The following is a 16,583-nucleotide window of genomic DNA, read 5'->3' as shown; positions in this document are numbered from 1 at the left end:
GGGTCCGATGCGGGCCCCCGGGTGCGGCCCAGGGGCACAAACGCGGGAAACTGTCCTCATGAGTACGACCCCCACGCCCGCACCGGCAGAGTCCCGCACCGTCCTTCTGCGCGGTGGCGACGTCCACAGCCCCGCCGACCCCTTCGCCACGGCCATGGTCGTCGAGCGGGGGCACGTCGCCTGGGTCGGCTCCGAAGGCGCGGCCGACGCGTTCGCCGAGGGGGTCGACGAGGTCGTCGACCTCGAAGGCGCCCTCGTCACTCCCGCGTTCACCGACGCCCACGTCCACACCACGTCGACGGGGCTCGCCCTGACCGGCCTCGACCTCTCCGCGGCCCGCGACCGGGGCGAGGCGCTCGCCCTCGTCCGCGCCCACGCGGCCGCCCGCCCCACGGACCGGATCCTCCTCGGCCACGGCTGGGACGCCGCCCGCTGGCCCGACGGCGAGCCCCTCACACGCGCCGAGCTCGACGAGGCGACCGGCGGCCGCCCGCTCTACCTCTCCCGCATCGACGTCCACTCGGCCGCCGTCACCACGGCCCTGCTCGACCTCGTCCACGGCATCGCGGACCGCCCCGGATTCACCCCCGACGGGCCGCTCACCCGCGACGCCCACCACGCCGTGCGCGCCGCCGCCCACGCCGCCGTCACCCCGCAGCAGCGCACGGAGGCCCAGCGCGCGGCCCTGCGGCACGCGGCCTCCCTGGGGATCGGCTCCGTGCACGAGTGCGGTGGCCCCGACATCTCCTCCGAGGACGACTTCACGGGCCTGCTGCGCCTGGCCGCCGAGGAGTCCGGCCCCCGGGTCGTCGGCTACTGGGCCGACCTGGACATCGAGCGGGCCCGCGCGCTGGGCGCCGTCGGCGCCGCCGGTGACCTCTTCGTGGACGGCGCCCTCGGCTCGCACACGGCCTGCCTGCACGAGCCCTACGCGGACGCGGCCGCCGGGCACACCGGCACCTCCTACCTGGACGCCCACGCCGTCGCCGCCCACGTCGTCGCCTGCACCGAGGCGGGGCTCCAGGCGGGCTTCCACGCCATCGGGGACGCCGCGGTGACCGCCGTGGTGGACGGCGTGCGCGCCGCCGCCGAGAAGGTCGGCCTCGCCCGCGTCAGGGCCGCACGGCACCGCGTCGAGCACGCCGAGATGCTGTCGCCGGAGACCATCGCCTCCTTCGCCGAGTTCGGTCTCACCGCGTCCGTGCAGCCCGCCTTCGACGCCCTGTGGGGCGGCGAGGACGGCATGTACGCCGACCGTCTCGGCGTGGAACGGGCCCGCGCCCTCAACCCGTTCGCCGCCCTCCTGCGCGCCGGGGTCCCACTGGCCTTCGGCTCCGACAGTCCGGTCACCCCGCTCGACCCGTGGGGCACGGTCCGCGCCGCGGCCTTCCACCGCACGCCCGAGCACCGGGTCTCCGTGCGCGCCGCGTTCACCGCGCACACCCGCGGCGGCTGGCGCGCCGTCGGCCGGGACGACGCGGGCATCCTGGTCCCGGGCGCCCCGGCGGACTACGCCGTGTGGCGCACCGAGGAGCTCGTCGTCCAGGCGCCGGACGACCGCGTCGCGCGCTGGTCGACCGACCCGCGCTCGGGGACTCCGGGCCTCCCGGATCTCACGCCAGGGGGCCAACTGCCGCTCTGCCTGCGCACGGTGGTCGGCGGGCGGACCGTGTACGTAGGGCCGGACGAGTGATGTCGGCGGTCGCTGTACGGCCGATCGCGGTCCGCCGCACGTTCGCGCGACCTGCGGATCCTCGGCACTGACCAGGCGGTTTCCCCAATAACCGCAGCTCAAACGGGTGTTGACAGCTGGGCGCGGTCGACGGGTAGGTTCTGCCGGGTCCACCACTGGACGTCCGACCGGGGAACCTCCGCGCAGTCGATGAACGCCGCTGGGTCATGGGGCGGTGTGCCAAACCGGCGCACCGCCACTGGGAGCCAGGCCCAGCACCCGCGCCATGGGGCGCTGGAACGTTCCGGCCGGATGGCGGTCCTTCCCTGCTCCGCGGGAGCACGGGGGACGGTGCGACCCGGGTGGGGCCCGGAAGCTCAGTAGACAACGGCTCTCGGTAGACCCGCAGCCAGCGGGTCCCAGGTCGGCCCGAAGGGCACCGGGCCCCGATCCCGCAGCTTCGTGCAGGGCGCCTTACCTGCGCCGACAGGAGGCCTCGCTATGGTGGTCCCCTCGTACAGGAGTCTTAAGGGGAAGCTGTGAACGACGGCGGTGGGCGGCAGTTCGGTCCTCTCGGTACGGCGCTGGTGATCATCCCGACCTACAACGAGGCGGAGAACATCAAGTCGATCGTCGGCCGGGTGCGCGCGTCCGTGCCCGAGGCGCATGTCCTCGTCGCCGACGACAACAGCCCCGACGGCACGGGAAAGCTCGCCGACGAGCTCGCCTCGGCCGACGACCAGGTCCAGGTCCTGCACCGACAGGGCAAGGAGGGTCTCGGCGCGGCCTATCTCGCGGGCTTCCGCTGGGGGTTGGAGCACGGGTACGGCGTCCTGGTGGAGATGGACGCCGACGGCTCCCATCAGCCCGAGGAACTGCCCCGGTTGCTGACCGCGCTGAAGGGCTCCGACCTCGTGCTCGGCTCGCGCTGGGTGCCGGGCGGACGGGTCGTCAACTGGCCCAAGTCGCGCGAGTTCCTCTCCCGCGGTGGCAGCACGTACTCGCGGCTGCTGCTCGACGTGCCGATCCGGGACGTCACCGGCGGCTTCCGCGCCTTCCGCCGCGAGACCCTCGAAGGCCTCGGGCTCGGCGAGGTCTCCTCCCAGGGCTACTGCTTCCAGGTCGACCTCGCGCGACGTGCGGTCAGGGCCGGCTATCACGTCGTCGAAGTGCCCATCACGTTCGTCGAGCGCGAGCTCGGCGACTCCAAGATGAGCCGTGACATCGTCGTCGAGGCACTGTGGCGGGTCACCGCGTGGGGCGTGGGGGAGCGCATGGGGCGTGTGATCGGCCGCAAGCAGCCCTGAGCCGGAGCCTCCGTCGATCTTGATCTCCCCCTTACGCCACTTGCGCCGGGGCCCAGGCACACTGGGTGCATGACCACAGGCACACCGTCCGCTTCGCGCCCCGCCACGCCCCGGCGTTCCCGGGTCCGCACGTTTCTGCCGCTCGGTATCGCCGCATGGCTGGTCCTGGAGATCTGGCTGCTGACCGTGGTGGCCGGCGCGGCCGGCGGGTTCACCGTCTTCCTGCTGCTGCTCGCCGGGATCGTGCTCGGCGCCGTCGTCATCAAGCGCGCCGGGCGCCGGGCCTTCAGGAATCTGAGCGAGACGCTGCAACGGCAGCAGAGCGGCGCGGTCCCGGCAGGCGGGCAGCGCTCCGAGGGCAACGGTCTGGTGATGCTGGCCGGTCTGCTGCTGATGATCCCCGGCCTCGTCTCCGACGCCCTGGGTCTCCTCCTGCTCGTCCCGCCCGTCCGCACGACCCTGAGCCGCTACACGGAGCGGACCATCGAGCGGAAGATGCAGTCGGCCGCCCCCGGGACCTTCGGCGACGCCTTCCAGCAGGCCCGGATGCACCGGCCGGACGGCACGGTCATCCAGGGCGAGGTGATCAAGGACGATGAGCGGCCCGCACAGCGTCCCGACGCGGGTCCGCGCCCCCCGATCGCCCCCTGAGCCCGCGGGGGGCCCAGAAGCTCACTGAGCCCCGCCCGGCCTGAGCCCCGCCCGGCGCCGGACCGCGAAGACCGGCGCCGGACACGCGAAAAGCCGTGGGCCGGACACACGTGACGTGTGTCCGGCCCACGGCTTTCTTCAGTCGCGCTCCCGCTGCTCCCGTGGGATCAGGCGGACTTGCGGCTGTCGCGCGGGTGCACCGCGATGTTCATGGCGCCCGATCGGAGAACGGCGAGCCGCTCCTCGAGGACCTCTTCGAGTTCCTCGCGAGTACGCCGCTCCATCAGCATGTCCCAATGCGTACGCGCGGGCTTGGCCTTCTTCTCCTCAGGGCCGTCGCCATCCACGAGAAGTGCCTGGGCCCCGCAGACCTTGCACTCCCACTCCGACGGAATTTCGGCCTCCACCGAGAAGGGCATCTCAAAACGATGTCCCTTCTCGCATGCGTACTCCACGGCCTGGCGCGGAGCCAAGTCGATGCCGCGGTCCGTCTCGTAGCTCGTCACTACGAGGCGTGTACCGCGAAGAGCTCGCTCACTCATGAATCGTGCCTCCCGGGCTTGTCGCCCACAGGACAGGTGTCGCTGTCGTCGTCATCCGGTCAACGTCCGGTCGGCGGTAAAGATTCCCGGTTCCGGGTCATGCGTCGCCGTCGTAGCCGCCCCTTGTTGTACCCACCGGCGTCCGGTTTGTCACATCTGCCAGCAGATGTCACCCAGCGTTTTGCGATATTGACGTGCAGTAACGGTACGCCTGGCAGGCCAAACGCGTACACTACCGGCCTTTGGCCCCTGGTGCTAAATCCGGGTGGGTACGGGATTTCCCGCGTCGCGCACCGCCTGCCTCACCGGAACCCGGGCAAGCAGCACAAAGCCGATCATGAAGAACGCCACCAGGGACACGATGGCATCCCTATAACTGCCGGTCAGCTGGTACGCGAGGCCGAAAACGAGCGGTCCGAGCCAGCTCATTCCCCGGTCGCTCATCTCGTATGCGGAGTAGTACTCGGCCTCTTTGCCGGCCGGCACCAGATGCGAGAAAAGGGAACGGGACAGCGCCTGCGTGCCGCCGAGCACGAGCCCGATCCCGGCCGCCAGCGCGAAGAACCACACCGGCGCCCCCGACGGCAGGAAGTAACCGGCCCCGATCGTGACCGTCCAGGCGATCAGCGAGCCGAGGATCGTGTTCTTCGCACCGTACGTACGGGCGAGGCGCCCCATCGCGAGCGCACCCGCCACGGCGAGGACCTGCACCAGCAGCACCGCCACGATCAGCGTCGACTGGTCGAGGCCGAGCTCCTCCGAGCCGTACACGGATGCCTGCGAGATCACCGTCTGGATGCCGTCGTTGTAGACCAGATAGGCGAGCAGGAACGAGAGCGTCAGCGGGCGACGGCGCATGTCGCGCACGGTCGAGGCCAGTTGACGCCAGCCGGGCACCGTCGCCGCCCCGTCACCGGCGGGTGCCGTGCGACGGTCCCGCAGGCGCCGCAGCGGTACGAGCGTGAACGCGCCCCACCACACGCCCGCGGAGGCCAGGCAGATCCGTACCGCCGTCGACTCGGACACACCGAAGGAGTCGTGGCCGGAGTACAGGACGAGGTTCGCCACGAGGACGAGCGCCCCGGACGCGTAGCCGAACGCCCAGCCGCGCGAGGAGACCGCGTCGCGTTCCTCGGGGGGCGCGATCTGGGGCAGATACGAGTTGTAGAGGACCATCGACACCGCGAGCGAGGCATTGGCGACGACGAGCAGGAACCCGCCCAGCAGATAGCGGTCCCCGTCCAGGAAGAACATCCCGGCGGTCGCCGCGGCCCCCAGATACGCGGAGACCGCGAGCAGCGGCTTCTTGCGGCCGGTACGGTCGGCGGCCGCACCCGCGAGCGGCATCACCAGGATCGAGACGATGACCGAGGCGGAGACGGCGTACGCGAAGAACGCGCCCGCCCGGACCGGTATCCCCAGCGGGTGCACGAAGCCGTCCGCGTCCGCCGCCGACTTGGCGACCGCCGTCAGATACGGCCCGAGGAACACCGTGAGGACGCTTGTCGAGTAGACCGAGCACGCCCAGTCGTAGAAGTACCAGCCCCGCTGCTCCCGGCGCCGCTGCGCCGCCTCGTCGCCCGCCGGCTCCGCCCGCACGGTGTCGCTGCCCACCCGCGCCCCCTCGCTGTCCCCGTGTCCGGACGCGGCCGGCGGGCGGTCAGGTCCAGGCTCCCCGGTCCTTGAGCACGTCACGCAGCGTCTCGATGTGATCGGTCATGATGCCATCCACGCCGAGGTCGAGGAGTTCACTCATCTGTGCGCGGTCGTTGACGGTCCACACATGGACCTGGAGCCCGCGCGCGTGGGCCGCGCGGACGAAGCGCCGGTCGACGACGCGTATCCCCGACTGGGCCACGGGTACCTGGGCGCACACCGCCGAAGGGCGCAGCGCCGCGGGCAGCCCGAGGGACCGCAGCCGCAGGCCGAGCACGCCACGCGTGCCGTACGACGTGGCGAGGCGGGGACCCGCGAGGGACTGTGCCCTGGCCACCCGGGTCTCCGAGAACGAGCCGACGCAGACCCGGTCCCACGCGTCCATGCGGCCGATCAGCTCGAGCAACGGGAGCAGCGCGGGTTCGGCCTTGACGTCCACGTTCCAGTGCACGTCGGGGAAGGTCTCCAGGAGTTCCTCGAAGAGCGGCACCGGTTCGCGGCCCGCCACGCGCGCGGGGCGCACGTCGCTCCAAGGGAGGTCCGCTATCCGGCCCGCCGCATCGGTGACCCGGTCGAGCGTCGCGTCGTGGAAGGCCACGAGCGTGCCGTCGGACGTGGCGTGCACATCCGTCTCGATGTAGCGGTAGCCGAGGTCCACGGAGCGCCGGAACGCCGCCATCGTGTTCTCCAGGCCGTCGGCCGTCCCGCCGCGATGAGCGAAGGCCAGCGGTCCGGAACGGTCGAGATAGGGATGGCGTACGCGCGTGGTCACCGCGGAAGTATCGCCCCTTCGGGTGACGCGCCGGCAACCGCGGTGGGTGCCTCGGGCGGCGCGGGGGAGGCGAAGACCCTCAGGAACACCTGGGCCAGCGGGCCGATCGCCACGGCGTACAGGACGGTGCCGACGCCGATGGTGCCGCCGAGGACGAAGCCCGTCACGACCACCGCGACCTCGATGGTCGTGCGCACCAGCCGGAGCGAGCGGCCGGTACGCCGGTGCAGCCCCGTCATCAGGCCGTCGCGCGGGCCGGGCCCGAAGGAGGCGGCGATGTAGAGGCCCGTCGCCACGCCGTTCAGGACGATCGCCGCCACCATCAGCGGGATCCGGATCCCGAGGGCGTGCACATCGGGGACGACGGCCAGCGCGCCGTCCATCGCGATGCCGACCACGAAGACGTTCGAGACGGTGCCGAGGCCGGGACGCTGCTTGATCGGGATCCACAGGAGCAGCACCAGGGCGCCCACGATGATCGACACGACGCCGATGGAGAGCCCCGTGAGTTCGGCGAGGCCCTGGTGGAGCACGTTCCACGGCTCCAGGCCGAGCCCCGCCTTCACGAGGAGGCCGGAACTCACGCCGTACAGCGCCAGGCCGACATAGAGCTGGAGGAGGCGCCGAGTGAGACCCGGGCCGGGTGGCGTGGACGACGCGGACAAGTGGAGCCCCCTGTGGTGGTAGTGGCCTGTCGCATGACACTCTGTGGCTTGGGAACACAGGCCAACCATGGCCAATTCGGGGAAGGTGGACTGGACTCCATGGCTCAGTGGACTTCGGCGGTGGGCGCGGCTCAGCTCGCCCGGCTGCTCACCTCCCAGCAGACGCGCCCTCCGGGCCCCGGAAGCCGCCGTCCGCCCGCCTACCGTGCCTTGGCCGACGGCATCCGCCTCCTCGTCCTCGAAGGCCGCGTGCCCGTCGCGGCGCGCCTGCCCGCCGAACGCGAGCTCGCCGTCTCCCTGGCCGTCAGCCGCACGACCGTCGCCGCCGCCTACGAGGCGCTGCGCGGCGAGGGGTTCCTCGAATCACGCAGGGGAGCGGGCAGCTGGACGGCCGTGCCCGCCGGGAACCCGCTGCCCGCGCGCGGCCTCGAACCCCTGCCGCCCGAGGCTCTCGGCTCGATGATCGACCTCGGCACCGCGGCCCTGCCCGCCCCCGAGCCCTGGCTGACCCGCGCCGTCCAGGGCGCGCTCGGCGAGCTCCCGCCCTACGCGCACACCCACGGTGACTACCCTGCGGGCCTGCCCGCGCTGCGCGAGATGCTGGCCGAGCGCTACACCGCCCGCGGCATTCCGACCATGCCCGAGCAGATCATGGTGACCACGGGCGCGATGGGTGCGATCGACGCGATCTGCCATCTCTTCGCGGGCCGCGGCGAGCGCATCGCCGTCGAGTCACCCTCGTACGCCAACATCCTCCAGCTCATGCGCGAGGAGGGCGCCCGGCTCGTCCCGGTCGCCATGGCCGAGGGGCTCGCGGGATGGGACCTCGACCGCTGGCGGCAGGTCCTGCGCGACGCGGCGCCCCGGCTCGCCTACGTCGTCGCCGACTTCCACAACCCCACCGGGGCGCTCGCCGACGAGGACCAGCGCAGGCAGCTCGTCGAGGCGGCGCGCTCGGCCGGCACGGTGCTCGTCGTCGACGAGACCATGACCGAGCTCCACTTCGACCCCGACCTGGACATGCCCCGCCGCGTCTGCGCCTTCGATCCGGCGGGCTCCACCGTCATCACGGTCGGCTCGGCGAGCAAGGCGTTCTGGGCGGGCATGCGCATCGGCTGGGTGCGGGCGGCGCCCGATGTGATCCGCAGCCTCGTGGCCGCGCGCGCCTACGCCGACCTCGGCACGCCGGTCCTGGAGCAGCTGGCCGTGAACTGGCTGCTCAGTACGGGCGGTTGGGAGGACGCCGTGGAGCTGCGCCGCAGCCAGGCGAGGGACAACAGTGCCGCGCTGGTCGCCGCGCTGCGCCGCGAAGTGCCCGACTGGGAGTTCGACGTACCGGTCGGCGGGCTGACGCTGTGGGTGCGCGCCGGAGGTCTGTCGGGGTCCCGGCTCGCGGAGGTCGGCGAACGCGTCGGCGTGCGGGTGCCCTCGGGTCCCCGCTTCGGGGTGGACGGCGCCTTCGAGGGCTATGTGCGGCTGCCGTTCACCGTCTCCGGGGCGGTCGCCGACGAGGCGGCGGTGCGGCTCGCGGCGGCGGCGCGGCTCGTGCGGGAAGGCGGAGCGTCCGGGGCGGAGCCGCCGCGGACGCTCATCGCATAGGGCCGGTGGGGCCCGGCCGTCACCCCTCGGCGGCGACCGTCCGCACCGTACCCACAGCTTCCACGGCTTCCACGGCTTCGACCGGCTCGGCCGCTTCGACGACCGGTTCGGCCTCCGGGCTGTCGTCGGCCGACGTCGTCCGCTGGGGGAGGAGCGCGAGCACCGCCTGCCGGTCCGCGTCACTCGTCGCGTCGTCGTACGGGTCGGGGGTGGCCGGCACCTGGAGGCGGTGGACGGCCCCCGCCCCGAGGCGCGCGTAGCCCCGTCCTGCCGGGACGTCCGGGGTGGGCGTCGTGTGGGGCGCGACCCCGAGGACGTCCTCGATCTGGTCGTACGTGGCCGGGCCGAGCACCACGCGCGCGCGTGTGTGCTGACAGACGGCGTCGGTCAGCGCGTCGAGGCTGTCGAACTGGTCGGCCACGACGACCGTGACGTTGGCCGCGCGCCCGTGCCGCAGAGGGACCTGGAGCAGGGTCTGCGGGTCCTTGCGCCCGTCGGCCGCGGCCAGATGACCGAGGACGCTGGGCCGGTCGAACAGGATCCACAGGGGGCGCCGGGTGTCCTCGGGCACGGGGTGGCCGGCCTGGCGCGCCCGGTTCGCGGCGATCAGGCGCCGCTCCGTCTCGTGGGCCGCCCATTCCAGGCTGGCCAGCGCGCCGGCGAGCCCGCACTCGACGGCCAGGACGCCGCTGCGTCCGGTCAGGCACGCGTAGTCGCCCGTTCCGTTGCCCTCCACGATGAGGACGTCACCGTGCTGGAGGGCCTGGAGGGCGATCGAGCGCAGGAGCGAGGTGGTCCCGCTGCCGGGGTGGCCGACGGCGAGGAGATGCGGCTCGGTGGAGCGCACGCCCGTGCGCCAGACGACGGGCGGCACATCGCGCTGCTCGTCGCCGTCACCGAGGGGGAGGGTCCGCTGGGTGCCGCTCTCGTCGGTGAAGCCGAGGACCGTTTCGCCCGGTGCCGTGACGAAGCGCTGGGCGGCGATGTCGGTGGGCAGCGGGGGCAGGACGGTGACCGCCAGCCGGTTGCCCTCCTCGTCCCACTCGAAGTGGTACTCGCGGCCCCGGCCGGACTTGGCGTGCAGGAGCTGTTCGATGCGGGCGCGGGAGTCGGCCTCGCCGTCCGTGAAATACGCGGGGTAGCGCACCACGATGCGTGAGACGCGCCCGTCGTCGTCGAAGTCGTACGACTCGAAGGCCTTCTCCCAGTCGCCGCCGTGGGCGAAGAGCGGGTTCGGGTCCTCTGGGACGGAGAAGTACGGGACGAGCGCCTCGTAGAGAGCGGTGAGCCGCTCGACCTGGGACTCGTCGGGGCCGGTCGGCGCCGGCGGGGTGTGGTCCCGGCCCTTCCATGCGGCCGCTGCCATCAGGGTGATGAGCGCCAGCAGCGGCCCGTACGGAATCAGCACCACGACCATGACCAGGGCCGCCACCAGGAACAGCAGCGGGCCGCGCCGGTCCTTCGGGGTGTCGGCCCACTTGTGCCGCCCGGCGGACGCCAGGCGGCCCAGGCCCTTGGTGATCGTGATCAGGGGATGGAGTACGTCGGTGGCCCCGTCGGCTGCCGTCCGTGCCAGTTCCCGGCTCCGGGCGATGGGGGCGCTGCCGTTGCTCAGAATGCGGGGGAGGGGGCGCCGAGCCACTTCTGTCTCCTGATGGTGCGTGCGAGGGGGGAGGGGGTCAGAACTTGATCCCGCCGAGCAGGCCGGCCAGGCTCGCGCCGCCGGCCTTGATGCTCGGGGCGATGGCGGTGCCCGCGAGGTAGAACCCGAAGAGGGCGCAGGTCAGGCCATGCGATGCCTTGAGTCCGTCTTTGCGGAAGAAGAGGAAGGCGATGATTCCGAGCAGCACCACGCCTGAGATGGACAGGATCATTTGAGTTCTCCTGGTCGATGGGGACAGTCACCATGAGTTCTTCCAGGCTCACAGCATGTATCTATACGATAAAAGGTGCAAACGGGTGGAATATTCTTGATTTCACCCGTTCGGCAGGCGTCCCGTGAGCCTCCTGGGCGTGTGCCGTACGGCCGTCAGGGCTCTTCGTGATCTTTGCCTCGGTCGGCGCTGCTCATGTGCCGAACCGGGCAGTACTCTGTCGATTCACTCGTACGGCCGCACGGTCGTAGCACTCCGTACACGCAAAGGCGGTCTGTTCCGATGAGCGAAGTCCCCGACCCCGAGGTCGTGGAACTGGCGACCAAGATCTTCGATCTTGCGCGCCGGGGCGAGAGCGAACAGCTCGCCTCCTATGTCGACGCGGGCGTATCGGCGAACCTCACGAACGACCGTGGCGACTCCCTCGTGATGCTCGCCGCCTATCACGGGCACGCCGAGGCGGTCCGTGCGCTCCTCGCGCGCGGTGCCGACGCCGATCGTGCCAACGACCGGGGCCAGACCCCGCTCGCGGGCGCCGTCTTCAAGGGCGCGGACGAAGTGATCCGGGCACTGCTGGACGGCGGCGCCGACCCGGCGGCGGGGACCCCGTCGGCGGTCGACACCGCCCGGATGTTCGGCAAGGCGGAGCTTCTGGAGCTCTTCGGCACTTCCTGAGACACCGGCTTTGACCAGCCAGAACGGGGGAGCGGGAAATGTGGTCGCGGCGGGAAGAACCGCTGGGTCATCATGACGACGTGATTTACGGACGCGACGGCGGGGCAGATGGTGCCACACCGCGTGGGCCGTGAACGGTCCGATTCGGGCCACAGACGAGAGGCAGAGGAAGATGGTCTACAGCAAGCAAGAGACGGCGGGCGCCCCGCAGTGTTGTCGCGCGGCCAGGTAGTGCAGTTCCCCCGGTTGCGTCGACGCTTGATGTGAGGCTGTTTCCCATGTTCGATCCGGTCATAGCGCCCAGCGGTACGCTGCTCGGCCTGCTGCAGAGGGGCCGCGGCGACGGCACCCTGCACGCGCTGACGGCGCCGCGCGCCGAAGCGCTCGCGGCTCTCAATCACTGTGTGCTGAGCGACCCCCGCCACGACTGGCAGGTGGAGAACCGCTCGCTCTACTACGCCCGTCTCTACCTCGACCTCCACGGAGAGCTCGGGGAGATCGAGCGACACCTCTTCGACCCCGACGACGTCCTCAATACGGACGAGTCACGCACGGGCCTCGCGCTCGCGGTCCTCGGCCACCTCGCCTCGTACGGCAGGCGGGACGCCCTCGAGCTGCTGCGCCGCTACGCCGCCTTCGGGTCCAGCTGGGCCTGGGCGCTCGACGAGCTGGCCCTGCGCGACGACGACGCGGGGCTGCGCGTGCTCGCCGCCCCCATCCTCGACAGATTCCCCGAGGACGCCGAGGGCGACGCCGAACTCGCCGCCGCCGTGCGCGACGCCTACGAACCGCGCCCCTGGCGGCTGTGGGCGGACGACCCGAGGGAAGCCATCGGTGCCCGCGTGCGCGCCGCCCGGGAACGAGGCTCCTTCGACCAGTGGCAGCGCCAGATGCGCCCCTCCGGGCCACGCCCCGGCTGGAGCGTGCGGGCCGTCTTCGACTGGGCCCAGGAAGGCCTCGAACGGGGAGCCGTCCTGTACGTGCCCGCCGCGCGCTGCCTGACCGCCGTCGCCGGCCCCGGCGACAGGGCCGAGATCGTCCAGGCCGCGCTCACCGGGCACGACGGCGCCCGCAGCACAGCCCTGCGCTATCTCGCCGACGCCCATGATCCCGACGTACTCGATCTGATCGAGGCCGCCGTGGAGAGCCCCTCGCACGCCGTCGTGGACGCTGCCCTCGACGCCTTCGAACGCATGCGGACGGTCGCCTCCCTGGAGCGCGCCCGCCGCTGGGCCCCAAGGCCCGACGCCCTCGGCGCCGCCGCAGGACGCATGCTCGCCTGCCGCGGCGGCGCCCAGGACACCGAACTGGTCCTGGCCGCACTGCGCGAGGCGGTGCGCGGCGAAGGCGCCGACGCACCGACACTGTGGCCCCTGGTCGACGGAGCCGGACGCCTCGGCATCGCCTGCGCCGCCCCCGTCCTGCGCCACGTCTACCGAGAGACCGCCTCGTCCCATCTGCGCGGACACGCCGCCAAGGCCCTGGCCGCCACCGACCCGTCCTTCGCCGCCGGATTCGCCGTCGAATGCCTGTGGGACTGCGAGGAGTCGACCCGCGAGGTCGCCGCGCGCCACGCGGAGACGGGCGACGCGCGCGTCGTGGACCAGCTCCGCAGACTCGCCGCCGACCCGGCCGAGGAGGCCGAGGTGCAGACCGCGGTGCGCAGCAGAATAGGACCGGACGCGACGGCTTTGTGACCGGCGGCTTTCCGGGAGGCAACGCTCGAAGGACGCTGCCTCCCGGCCGCCGGCGGGCGAGGGCCAACGCTCATGGGACGTTCCTCGCCAGGAAAGATCCACGTTGACGTGGCCACGCTCGACGCGACGACAACACCGGTATGCGTGTCGTCATCGTCACCGAGTCCTTTCCCCCCGACATCAACGGTGTGGCTCACTGCGCCCTGCAGACCGCCCGGCACCTCGCCGCCCGCGGTCACGACCCCCTCGTCATCGCCCCGGCCACCGCGCCGGGCCCTGACGCCGACACCGACTCCCCCTGCCCCGTCATACGGGTGCCGTCCCTGCCCCTGCCGGGCTACCCGCAGGTCAGGGTGGCGCTGCCGAGCCGCCGGGTCGCCGCCGCCCTGGCCGCGCACGGCGCCGAACTCGTCCATCTGGCCAGCCCGTTCATCCTCGGCGTACGTGGCATGGCCGCCGCGTCACGGCTGCGGATCCCCGCCGTCGCCGTCTACCAGACCGACCTCGCCGGTTACGCGCGTACGTACATGGGGGCCGGTGAGGCCACCGCGTGGCGGCGGATCCGCGGCGTCCACGGTGCCGCCGACCGCACACTCGCCCCGTCCAGCGCCGCGGTGCGCGACCTGGAGGTGCACGGGGTGCCGCGCGTGCGGCTCTGGCCGCGCGGGGTGGACACCGCCCGCTTCCGGCCCGACCTGCGCGACCAAGCCCTGCGGCGCGAACTCGCCCCCGACGGCGAGCTGATCGTCGGCTACGTCGGCCGCCTCGCCCCGGAGAAACAAGTCGACTTGTTGGCCGGTGCGTGCGCCCTGGACGGCGTGCGCGTGGTCGTCGTCGGCGACGGCCCCAGCGAGCCCGGCCTGCGCGAGGCACTCCCCGGCGCCGTCTTCCTCGGCCGCCGCACCGGCGCCGAACTCGCCCGCATCTTCGCCTCGTTGGACATCTTCGCCCACACGGGCCCCTACGAGACGTTCTGCCAGACCGTGCAGGAGGCCATGGCCAGCGGCGTGCCGGTGATCGCGCCCGCCGCCGGCGGGCCGCTGGACCTCGTCGCGCACGGCCGGACCGGGCTCCTCGTCGCACCCGGCGACGCGGCCGCCGTACGCGACGCCGTCTGGTCGCTCGCCGAGGACCCGCTGCGCCGCCTCGCCTACGGGGCAGCCGGCCGCGGCACGGTCGAAGGACGGACCTGGGAGGCCGTCGGCGACCAGCTCGTCGGCCACTACGAAGAGGTCCTCGACGCGCGGACGGCGGTGGCGGCATGAGCGGGCTGCGGATCGTGCGTCTCGCCAACTTCGTCGCGCCCGCCTCGGGCGGACTGCGGACCGCCCTGCGGGAGTTGGGGGCCGGTTACCGCGCCGCCGGGCACGAGCCCGTCCTGATCGTGCCCGGGGAGCGGGCCGGCGAGCACGAGAGCGCGCAGGGCCGCGTCATCACGCTGCCGGGGACGCTGCTTCCCGGCACCGGCGGCTACCGCGTCCTCACCGACCGGCGGCGCGTGGCCGAACTGCTCGAGCGTCTCGCCCCCGACCGCATCGAGGTGTCCGACCGCACGACCCTGAGGTGGACGGGGGAGTGGGCACGGCGTGCCCGGGTGCCCGCCGTGATGGTGTCCCACGAGACGGCCGACGGCGTCCTGCGGACCTGGGGCCTGCCCGAGAAGGTCGCCCTGCGCGCCGCCGACGCGCTCAACTCCCGCACCGCGCACGCCTACGCGCGCGTGGTGTGCACGACCGAGTACGCCGAACGCGAGTTCATCCGCATCGGGGCGCGCAACGTCGTCCGCGCCCCGCTCGGCGTCGATCTGGAGCGCTGCCACCCGGGCCTGCGGGACCCTGCGGTGCGGGAGCGGTACGCGCGCGCGGGTGAGGTGCTGCTCGTCCTGTGCTCGCGTCTCTCCGTGGAGAAGCGGCCCGGGACCGGCCTCGACACGCTGGCCGCTCTCCGTCTCCGGGGTACGCAGGCGGTGCTCGTCGTCGCCGGGGACGGGCCGTTGCGGGCGCGGCTCGAACAGCAGGCGCGCGCACGGAGGCTGCCGGTGAGGTTCCTGGGGCACGTCGCGGACCGCGGGCAGCTCGCGGCGTTGCAGGCCGCCGCCGACGTGTGCCTCGCGCCGGGTCCGGCGGAGACGTTTGGGCTCGCCGCGCTCGAGGCCATGGCCTGCGGCACACCCGTCGTCGCCAGCGCGTCGTCGGCGCTGCCCGAGGTCGTGGGACCCGCCGGGGGAGTCGCACAGGACACGGGTGAGGCGTTCGCCGTCGCGGTGACGGCACTCGTCGCACGGCCCCGCGACGAACGCCGCGAGGCGGCACGCGCGCGTGCGGAGTGCTTCGGGTGGGGCGCCGCGGTGGACGCCTTCCTCCAGGCGCATGACGCGGTCCGGGAGAAGACTGATGTGCCGCGCCAGGTGACGGCCGTTGTGCCGTTCCGAGGGGCGGCTGATGTGCCGCGCCAGATGACGGCAGACGCGCCTCTCCGGGGGACGGACGATGTTCCTCTGCGAGGAACGGTCGACGTGCCGATGCGGGTGACCGGGCGGGATGCCGTATGAGCCCGGTCCTGCGGTTCGTCGCTCTCGGGGACTCCCTCACCGAAGGGGTCGGCGACCCGGTGGGCGGCGCCTGGCGCGGCTGGGCCGAGCTGCTCTCCGCCGGGCTCGCCCCGGAGGGCACGCCCGTGGAGTTCCACAACTTCGCGGTGAGCGGCGCCCAGACATCTGACGTCCTCGCCCGGCAGTTGCCTCAGGCGCTCGCCCTGCGGCCCGACATCGCCTCCGTCCTCGTCGGCGTCAACGACACCCTGCGCCGCACGTTCGACATCCACGCCGTGGCCGCCCGCCTCGACCACGTGTACGCGGCGTTCACGGAACAGGGCGCGGTCCTGCTCACGGCGTGCCTGCCCGACCCCGGCACGATGCTGGGGCTGCCCGGCCTGCTCGGCCGGCCCCTCGCGAGGCGGCAGCAGGCCGTGAACTCGGTCGTCCACGCCCTGTCCGAGCGATACGGAGCCGTGCATCTGCATGCGGCCGAGGGGGCATGGGTCGCCGACCGCTCCATGTGGAGCGCGGACCGGCTGCACCCCGGCGAGCGGGGGCACCGGACGCTCGCCGCCCGGTTCCACGCACTGCTCGCGGCCGACGAGCGCGCCCTGGGCACGCCGCCGTCGCCACAGCCCGAACGGCCGGCGCCCACGCGCTCGGCGAGCTTGTTGTGGCTCGCCACGGCGGGCACGGGCTGGGTCGCACGGCGGTGCACCGACCTGCTTCCCCAGCTCCTCACCCTCGCCGCAGACGAACTGCGCCACCGGGCGCGCGGCACCAGCGCCCGTCTCGACCTCCGGGCTTCCAGCTCGGTGGTCTCGGCGCTCGCGGCGCTGACGGCCGTGGAACAGGCGGACGCGGCATGAGGGGCGGACGGCGCGCGAGGTGACGTGGTGGGGGGCGGGTCCGGTCCCGGGGGCCGGAGGTCGCTGTG

At 72.8% G+C, this 16,583-nt stretch carries 15 protein-coding genes; 9 read left to right on the top strand and 6 right to left on the bottom strand.

The window, feature by feature from the left end; genetic code table 11:
- Positions 1–58: 58 nt before the first annotated feature.
- The 3 genes from LGI35_RS10300 (at position 59) to fxsA (ending at position 3,630) form a co-directional block, all read left to right on the top strand.
- Positions 59–1,693 (top strand): amidohydrolase, encoded by a 1,635-nt coding sequence (locus tag LGI35_RS10300; protein WP_227293593.1) that lies wholly within the window; start codon positions 59–61, stop codon positions 1,691–1,693.
- Positions 1,694–2,211: 518 nt separating this feature from the next.
- Positions 2,212–2,979: a polyprenol monophosphomannose synthase gene (locus LGI35_RS10295; protein WP_227293592.1), complete on the top strand. Its 768-nt coding sequence runs from the start codon at positions 2,212–2,214 to the stop codon at positions 2,977–2,979.
- Between the two features lie 69 nt (positions 2,980–3,048).
- Complete coding sequence (gene fxsA / locus LGI35_RS10290) at positions 3,049–3,630, top strand: FxsA family membrane protein (RefSeq protein WP_227293591.1); 582 nt, start codon at positions 3,049–3,051, stop codon at positions 3,628–3,630.
- Positions 3,631–3,797: 167 nt separating this feature from the next.
- Here the strand turns inward: fxsA and LGI35_RS10285 are convergent, their stop codons facing one another.
- The 4 genes from LGI35_RS10285 to yczE all read right to left on the bottom strand — a co-directional run bounded on the left by LGI35_RS10285 (position 3,798) and on the right by yczE (position 7,265).
- Positions 3,798–4,172, bottom strand: coding sequence for an RNA polymerase-binding protein RbpA (locus tag LGI35_RS10285; protein ID WP_164314920.1), 375 nt, complete (start codon positions 4,170–4,172; stop codon positions 3,798–3,800).
- A gap of 255 nt (positions 4,173–4,427) precedes the next feature.
- Complete coding sequence (locus LGI35_RS10280; RefSeq protein ID WP_227293590.1) at positions 4,428–5,786, bottom strand: MFS transporter; 1,359 nt, start codon at positions 5,784–5,786, stop codon at positions 4,428–4,430.
- 46 nt (positions 5,787–5,832) lie between these two features.
- Positions 5,833–6,600 (bottom strand): glycerophosphodiester phosphodiesterase family protein, encoded by a 768-nt coding sequence (locus LGI35_RS10275; protein WP_227293589.1) that lies wholly within the window; start codon positions 6,598–6,600, stop codon positions 5,833–5,835.
- Complete coding sequence (yczE, locus tag LGI35_RS10270) at positions 6,597–7,265, bottom strand: membrane protein YczE (RefSeq protein WP_227293588.1); 669 nt, start codon at positions 7,263–7,265, stop codon at positions 6,597–6,599. Before yczE ends, LGI35_RS10275 begins: the two co-directional genes overlap by 4 nt.
- 99 nt (positions 7,266–7,364) lie before the next feature.
- Between yczE and LGI35_RS10265 the strand changes: the two genes are divergently transcribed.
- Positions 7,365–8,864: an SCO1417 family PLP biosynthesis transcription factor gene (locus LGI35_RS10265; protein ID WP_227293587.1), complete on the top strand. Its 1,500-nt coding sequence runs from the start codon at positions 7,365–7,367 to the stop codon at positions 8,862–8,864.
- Positions 8,865–8,883: 19 nt separating this feature from the next.
- Here LGI35_RS10265 and LGI35_RS10260 read toward each other — a convergent pair whose 3' ends face one another.
- Together LGI35_RS10260 and LGI35_RS10255 are read right to left on the bottom strand one after the other, a co-directional pair.
- Entirely contained in the window at positions 8,884–10,506 is a 1,623-nt protein-coding gene (locus tag LGI35_RS10260) for a hypothetical protein (RefSeq protein ID WP_227293586.1), read from the bottom strand.
- A gap of 37 nt (positions 10,507–10,543) precedes the next feature.
- The gene (locus LGI35_RS10255) at positions 10,544–10,738 is read right to left on the bottom strand and encodes a hypothetical protein (protein ID WP_116503523.1); all 195 of its coding nucleotides are present in this window, start codon (positions 10,736–10,738) and stop codon (positions 10,544–10,546) included.
- A 282-nt stretch (positions 10,739–11,020) separates the two neighbouring features.
- On the opposite strand from LGI35_RS10255, the gene LGI35_RS10250 reads away from it, so the two are divergent.
- From LGI35_RS10250 to LGI35_RS10230, 5 genes are all read left to right on the top strand, one after another.
- Positions 11,021–11,413, top strand: coding sequence for an ankyrin repeat domain-containing protein (locus LGI35_RS10250; RefSeq protein ID WP_116503526.1), 393 nt, complete (start codon positions 11,021–11,023; stop codon positions 11,411–11,413).
- A 278-nt stretch (positions 11,414–11,691) separates the two neighbouring features.
- Positions 11,692–13,110, top strand: a complete 1,419-nt coding sequence (locus LGI35_RS10245; protein WP_227293585.1) for a HEAT repeat domain-containing protein — start codon at positions 11,692–11,694, stop codon at positions 13,108–13,110.
- Positions 13,111–13,250: 140 nt separating this feature from the next.
- Positions 13,251–14,375, top strand: coding sequence for a glycosyltransferase family 4 protein (locus LGI35_RS10240; RefSeq protein ID WP_227293584.1), 1,125 nt, complete (start codon positions 13,251–13,253; stop codon positions 14,373–14,375).
- On the top strand, positions 14,372–15,661 hold the full coding sequence (locus tag LGI35_RS10235; RefSeq protein WP_227293583.1) for a glycosyltransferase: 1,290 nt from the start codon (positions 14,372–14,374) through the stop codon (positions 15,659–15,661). The genes LGI35_RS10240 and LGI35_RS10235 overlap by 4 nt, the downstream gene beginning before the upstream one ends.
- Positions 15,658–16,515 (top strand): SGNH/GDSL hydrolase family protein, encoded by an 858-nt coding sequence (locus LGI35_RS10230; RefSeq protein WP_227293582.1) that lies wholly within the window; start codon positions 15,658–15,660, stop codon positions 16,513–16,515. The genes LGI35_RS10235 and LGI35_RS10230 overlap by 4 nt, the downstream gene beginning before the upstream one ends.
- The last annotated feature ends 68 nt before the right edge of the window (positions 16,516–16,583 follow it).

Source organism: Streptomyces longhuiensis (assembly GCF_020616555.1).
GTDB lineage: Bacteria > Actinomycetota > Actinomycetes > Streptomycetales > Streptomycetaceae > Streptomyces > Streptomyces longhuiensis.
Note: the sequence above shows the minus strand (reverse complement) of the source record. Positions and strands in the feature narration are given on the sequence as shown.

Excerpts from the sequence above, each read along its gene's own strand:
- LGI35_RS10300 (WP_227293593.1), top strand. The coding sequence starts at position 59 with ATGAGTACGACCCCCACGCCCGCACCGGCAGAGTCCCGCACCGTCCTT.
- fxsA (WP_227293591.1), top strand. The coding sequence starts at position 3,049 with ATGACCACAGGCACACCGTCCGCTTCGCGCCCCGCCACGCCCCGGCGT.
- LGI35_RS10285 (WP_164314920.1), bottom strand. The coding sequence starts at position 4,172 with ATGAGTGAGCGAGCTCTTCGCGGTACACGCCTCGTAGTGACGAGCTAC.
- LGI35_RS10265 (WP_227293587.1), top strand. The coding sequence starts at position 7,365 with ATGGCTCAGTGGACTTCGGCGGTGGGCGCGGCTCAGCTCGCCCGGCTG.
- LGI35_RS10255 (WP_116503523.1), bottom strand. The coding sequence starts at position 10,738 with ATGATCCTGTCCATCTCAGGCGTGGTGCTGCTCGGAATCATCGCCTTC.
- LGI35_RS10250 (WP_116503526.1), top strand. The coding sequence starts at position 11,021 with ATGAGCGAAGTCCCCGACCCCGAGGTCGTGGAACTGGCGACCAAGATC.
- LGI35_RS10245 (WP_227293585.1), top strand. The coding sequence starts at position 11,692 with ATGTTCGATCCGGTCATAGCGCCCAGCGGTACGCTGCTCGGCCTGCTG.
- LGI35_RS10240 (WP_227293584.1), top strand. The coding sequence starts at position 13,251 with ATGCGTGTCGTCATCGTCACCGAGTCCTTTCCCCCCGACATCAACGGT.
- LGI35_RS10235 (WP_227293583.1), top strand. The coding sequence starts at position 14,372 with ATGAGCGGGCTGCGGATCGTGCGTCTCGCCAACTTCGTCGCGCCCGCC.
- LGI35_RS10230 (WP_227293582.1), top strand. The coding sequence starts at position 15,658 with ATGAGCCCGGTCCTGCGGTTCGTCGCTCTCGGGGACTCCCTCACCGAA.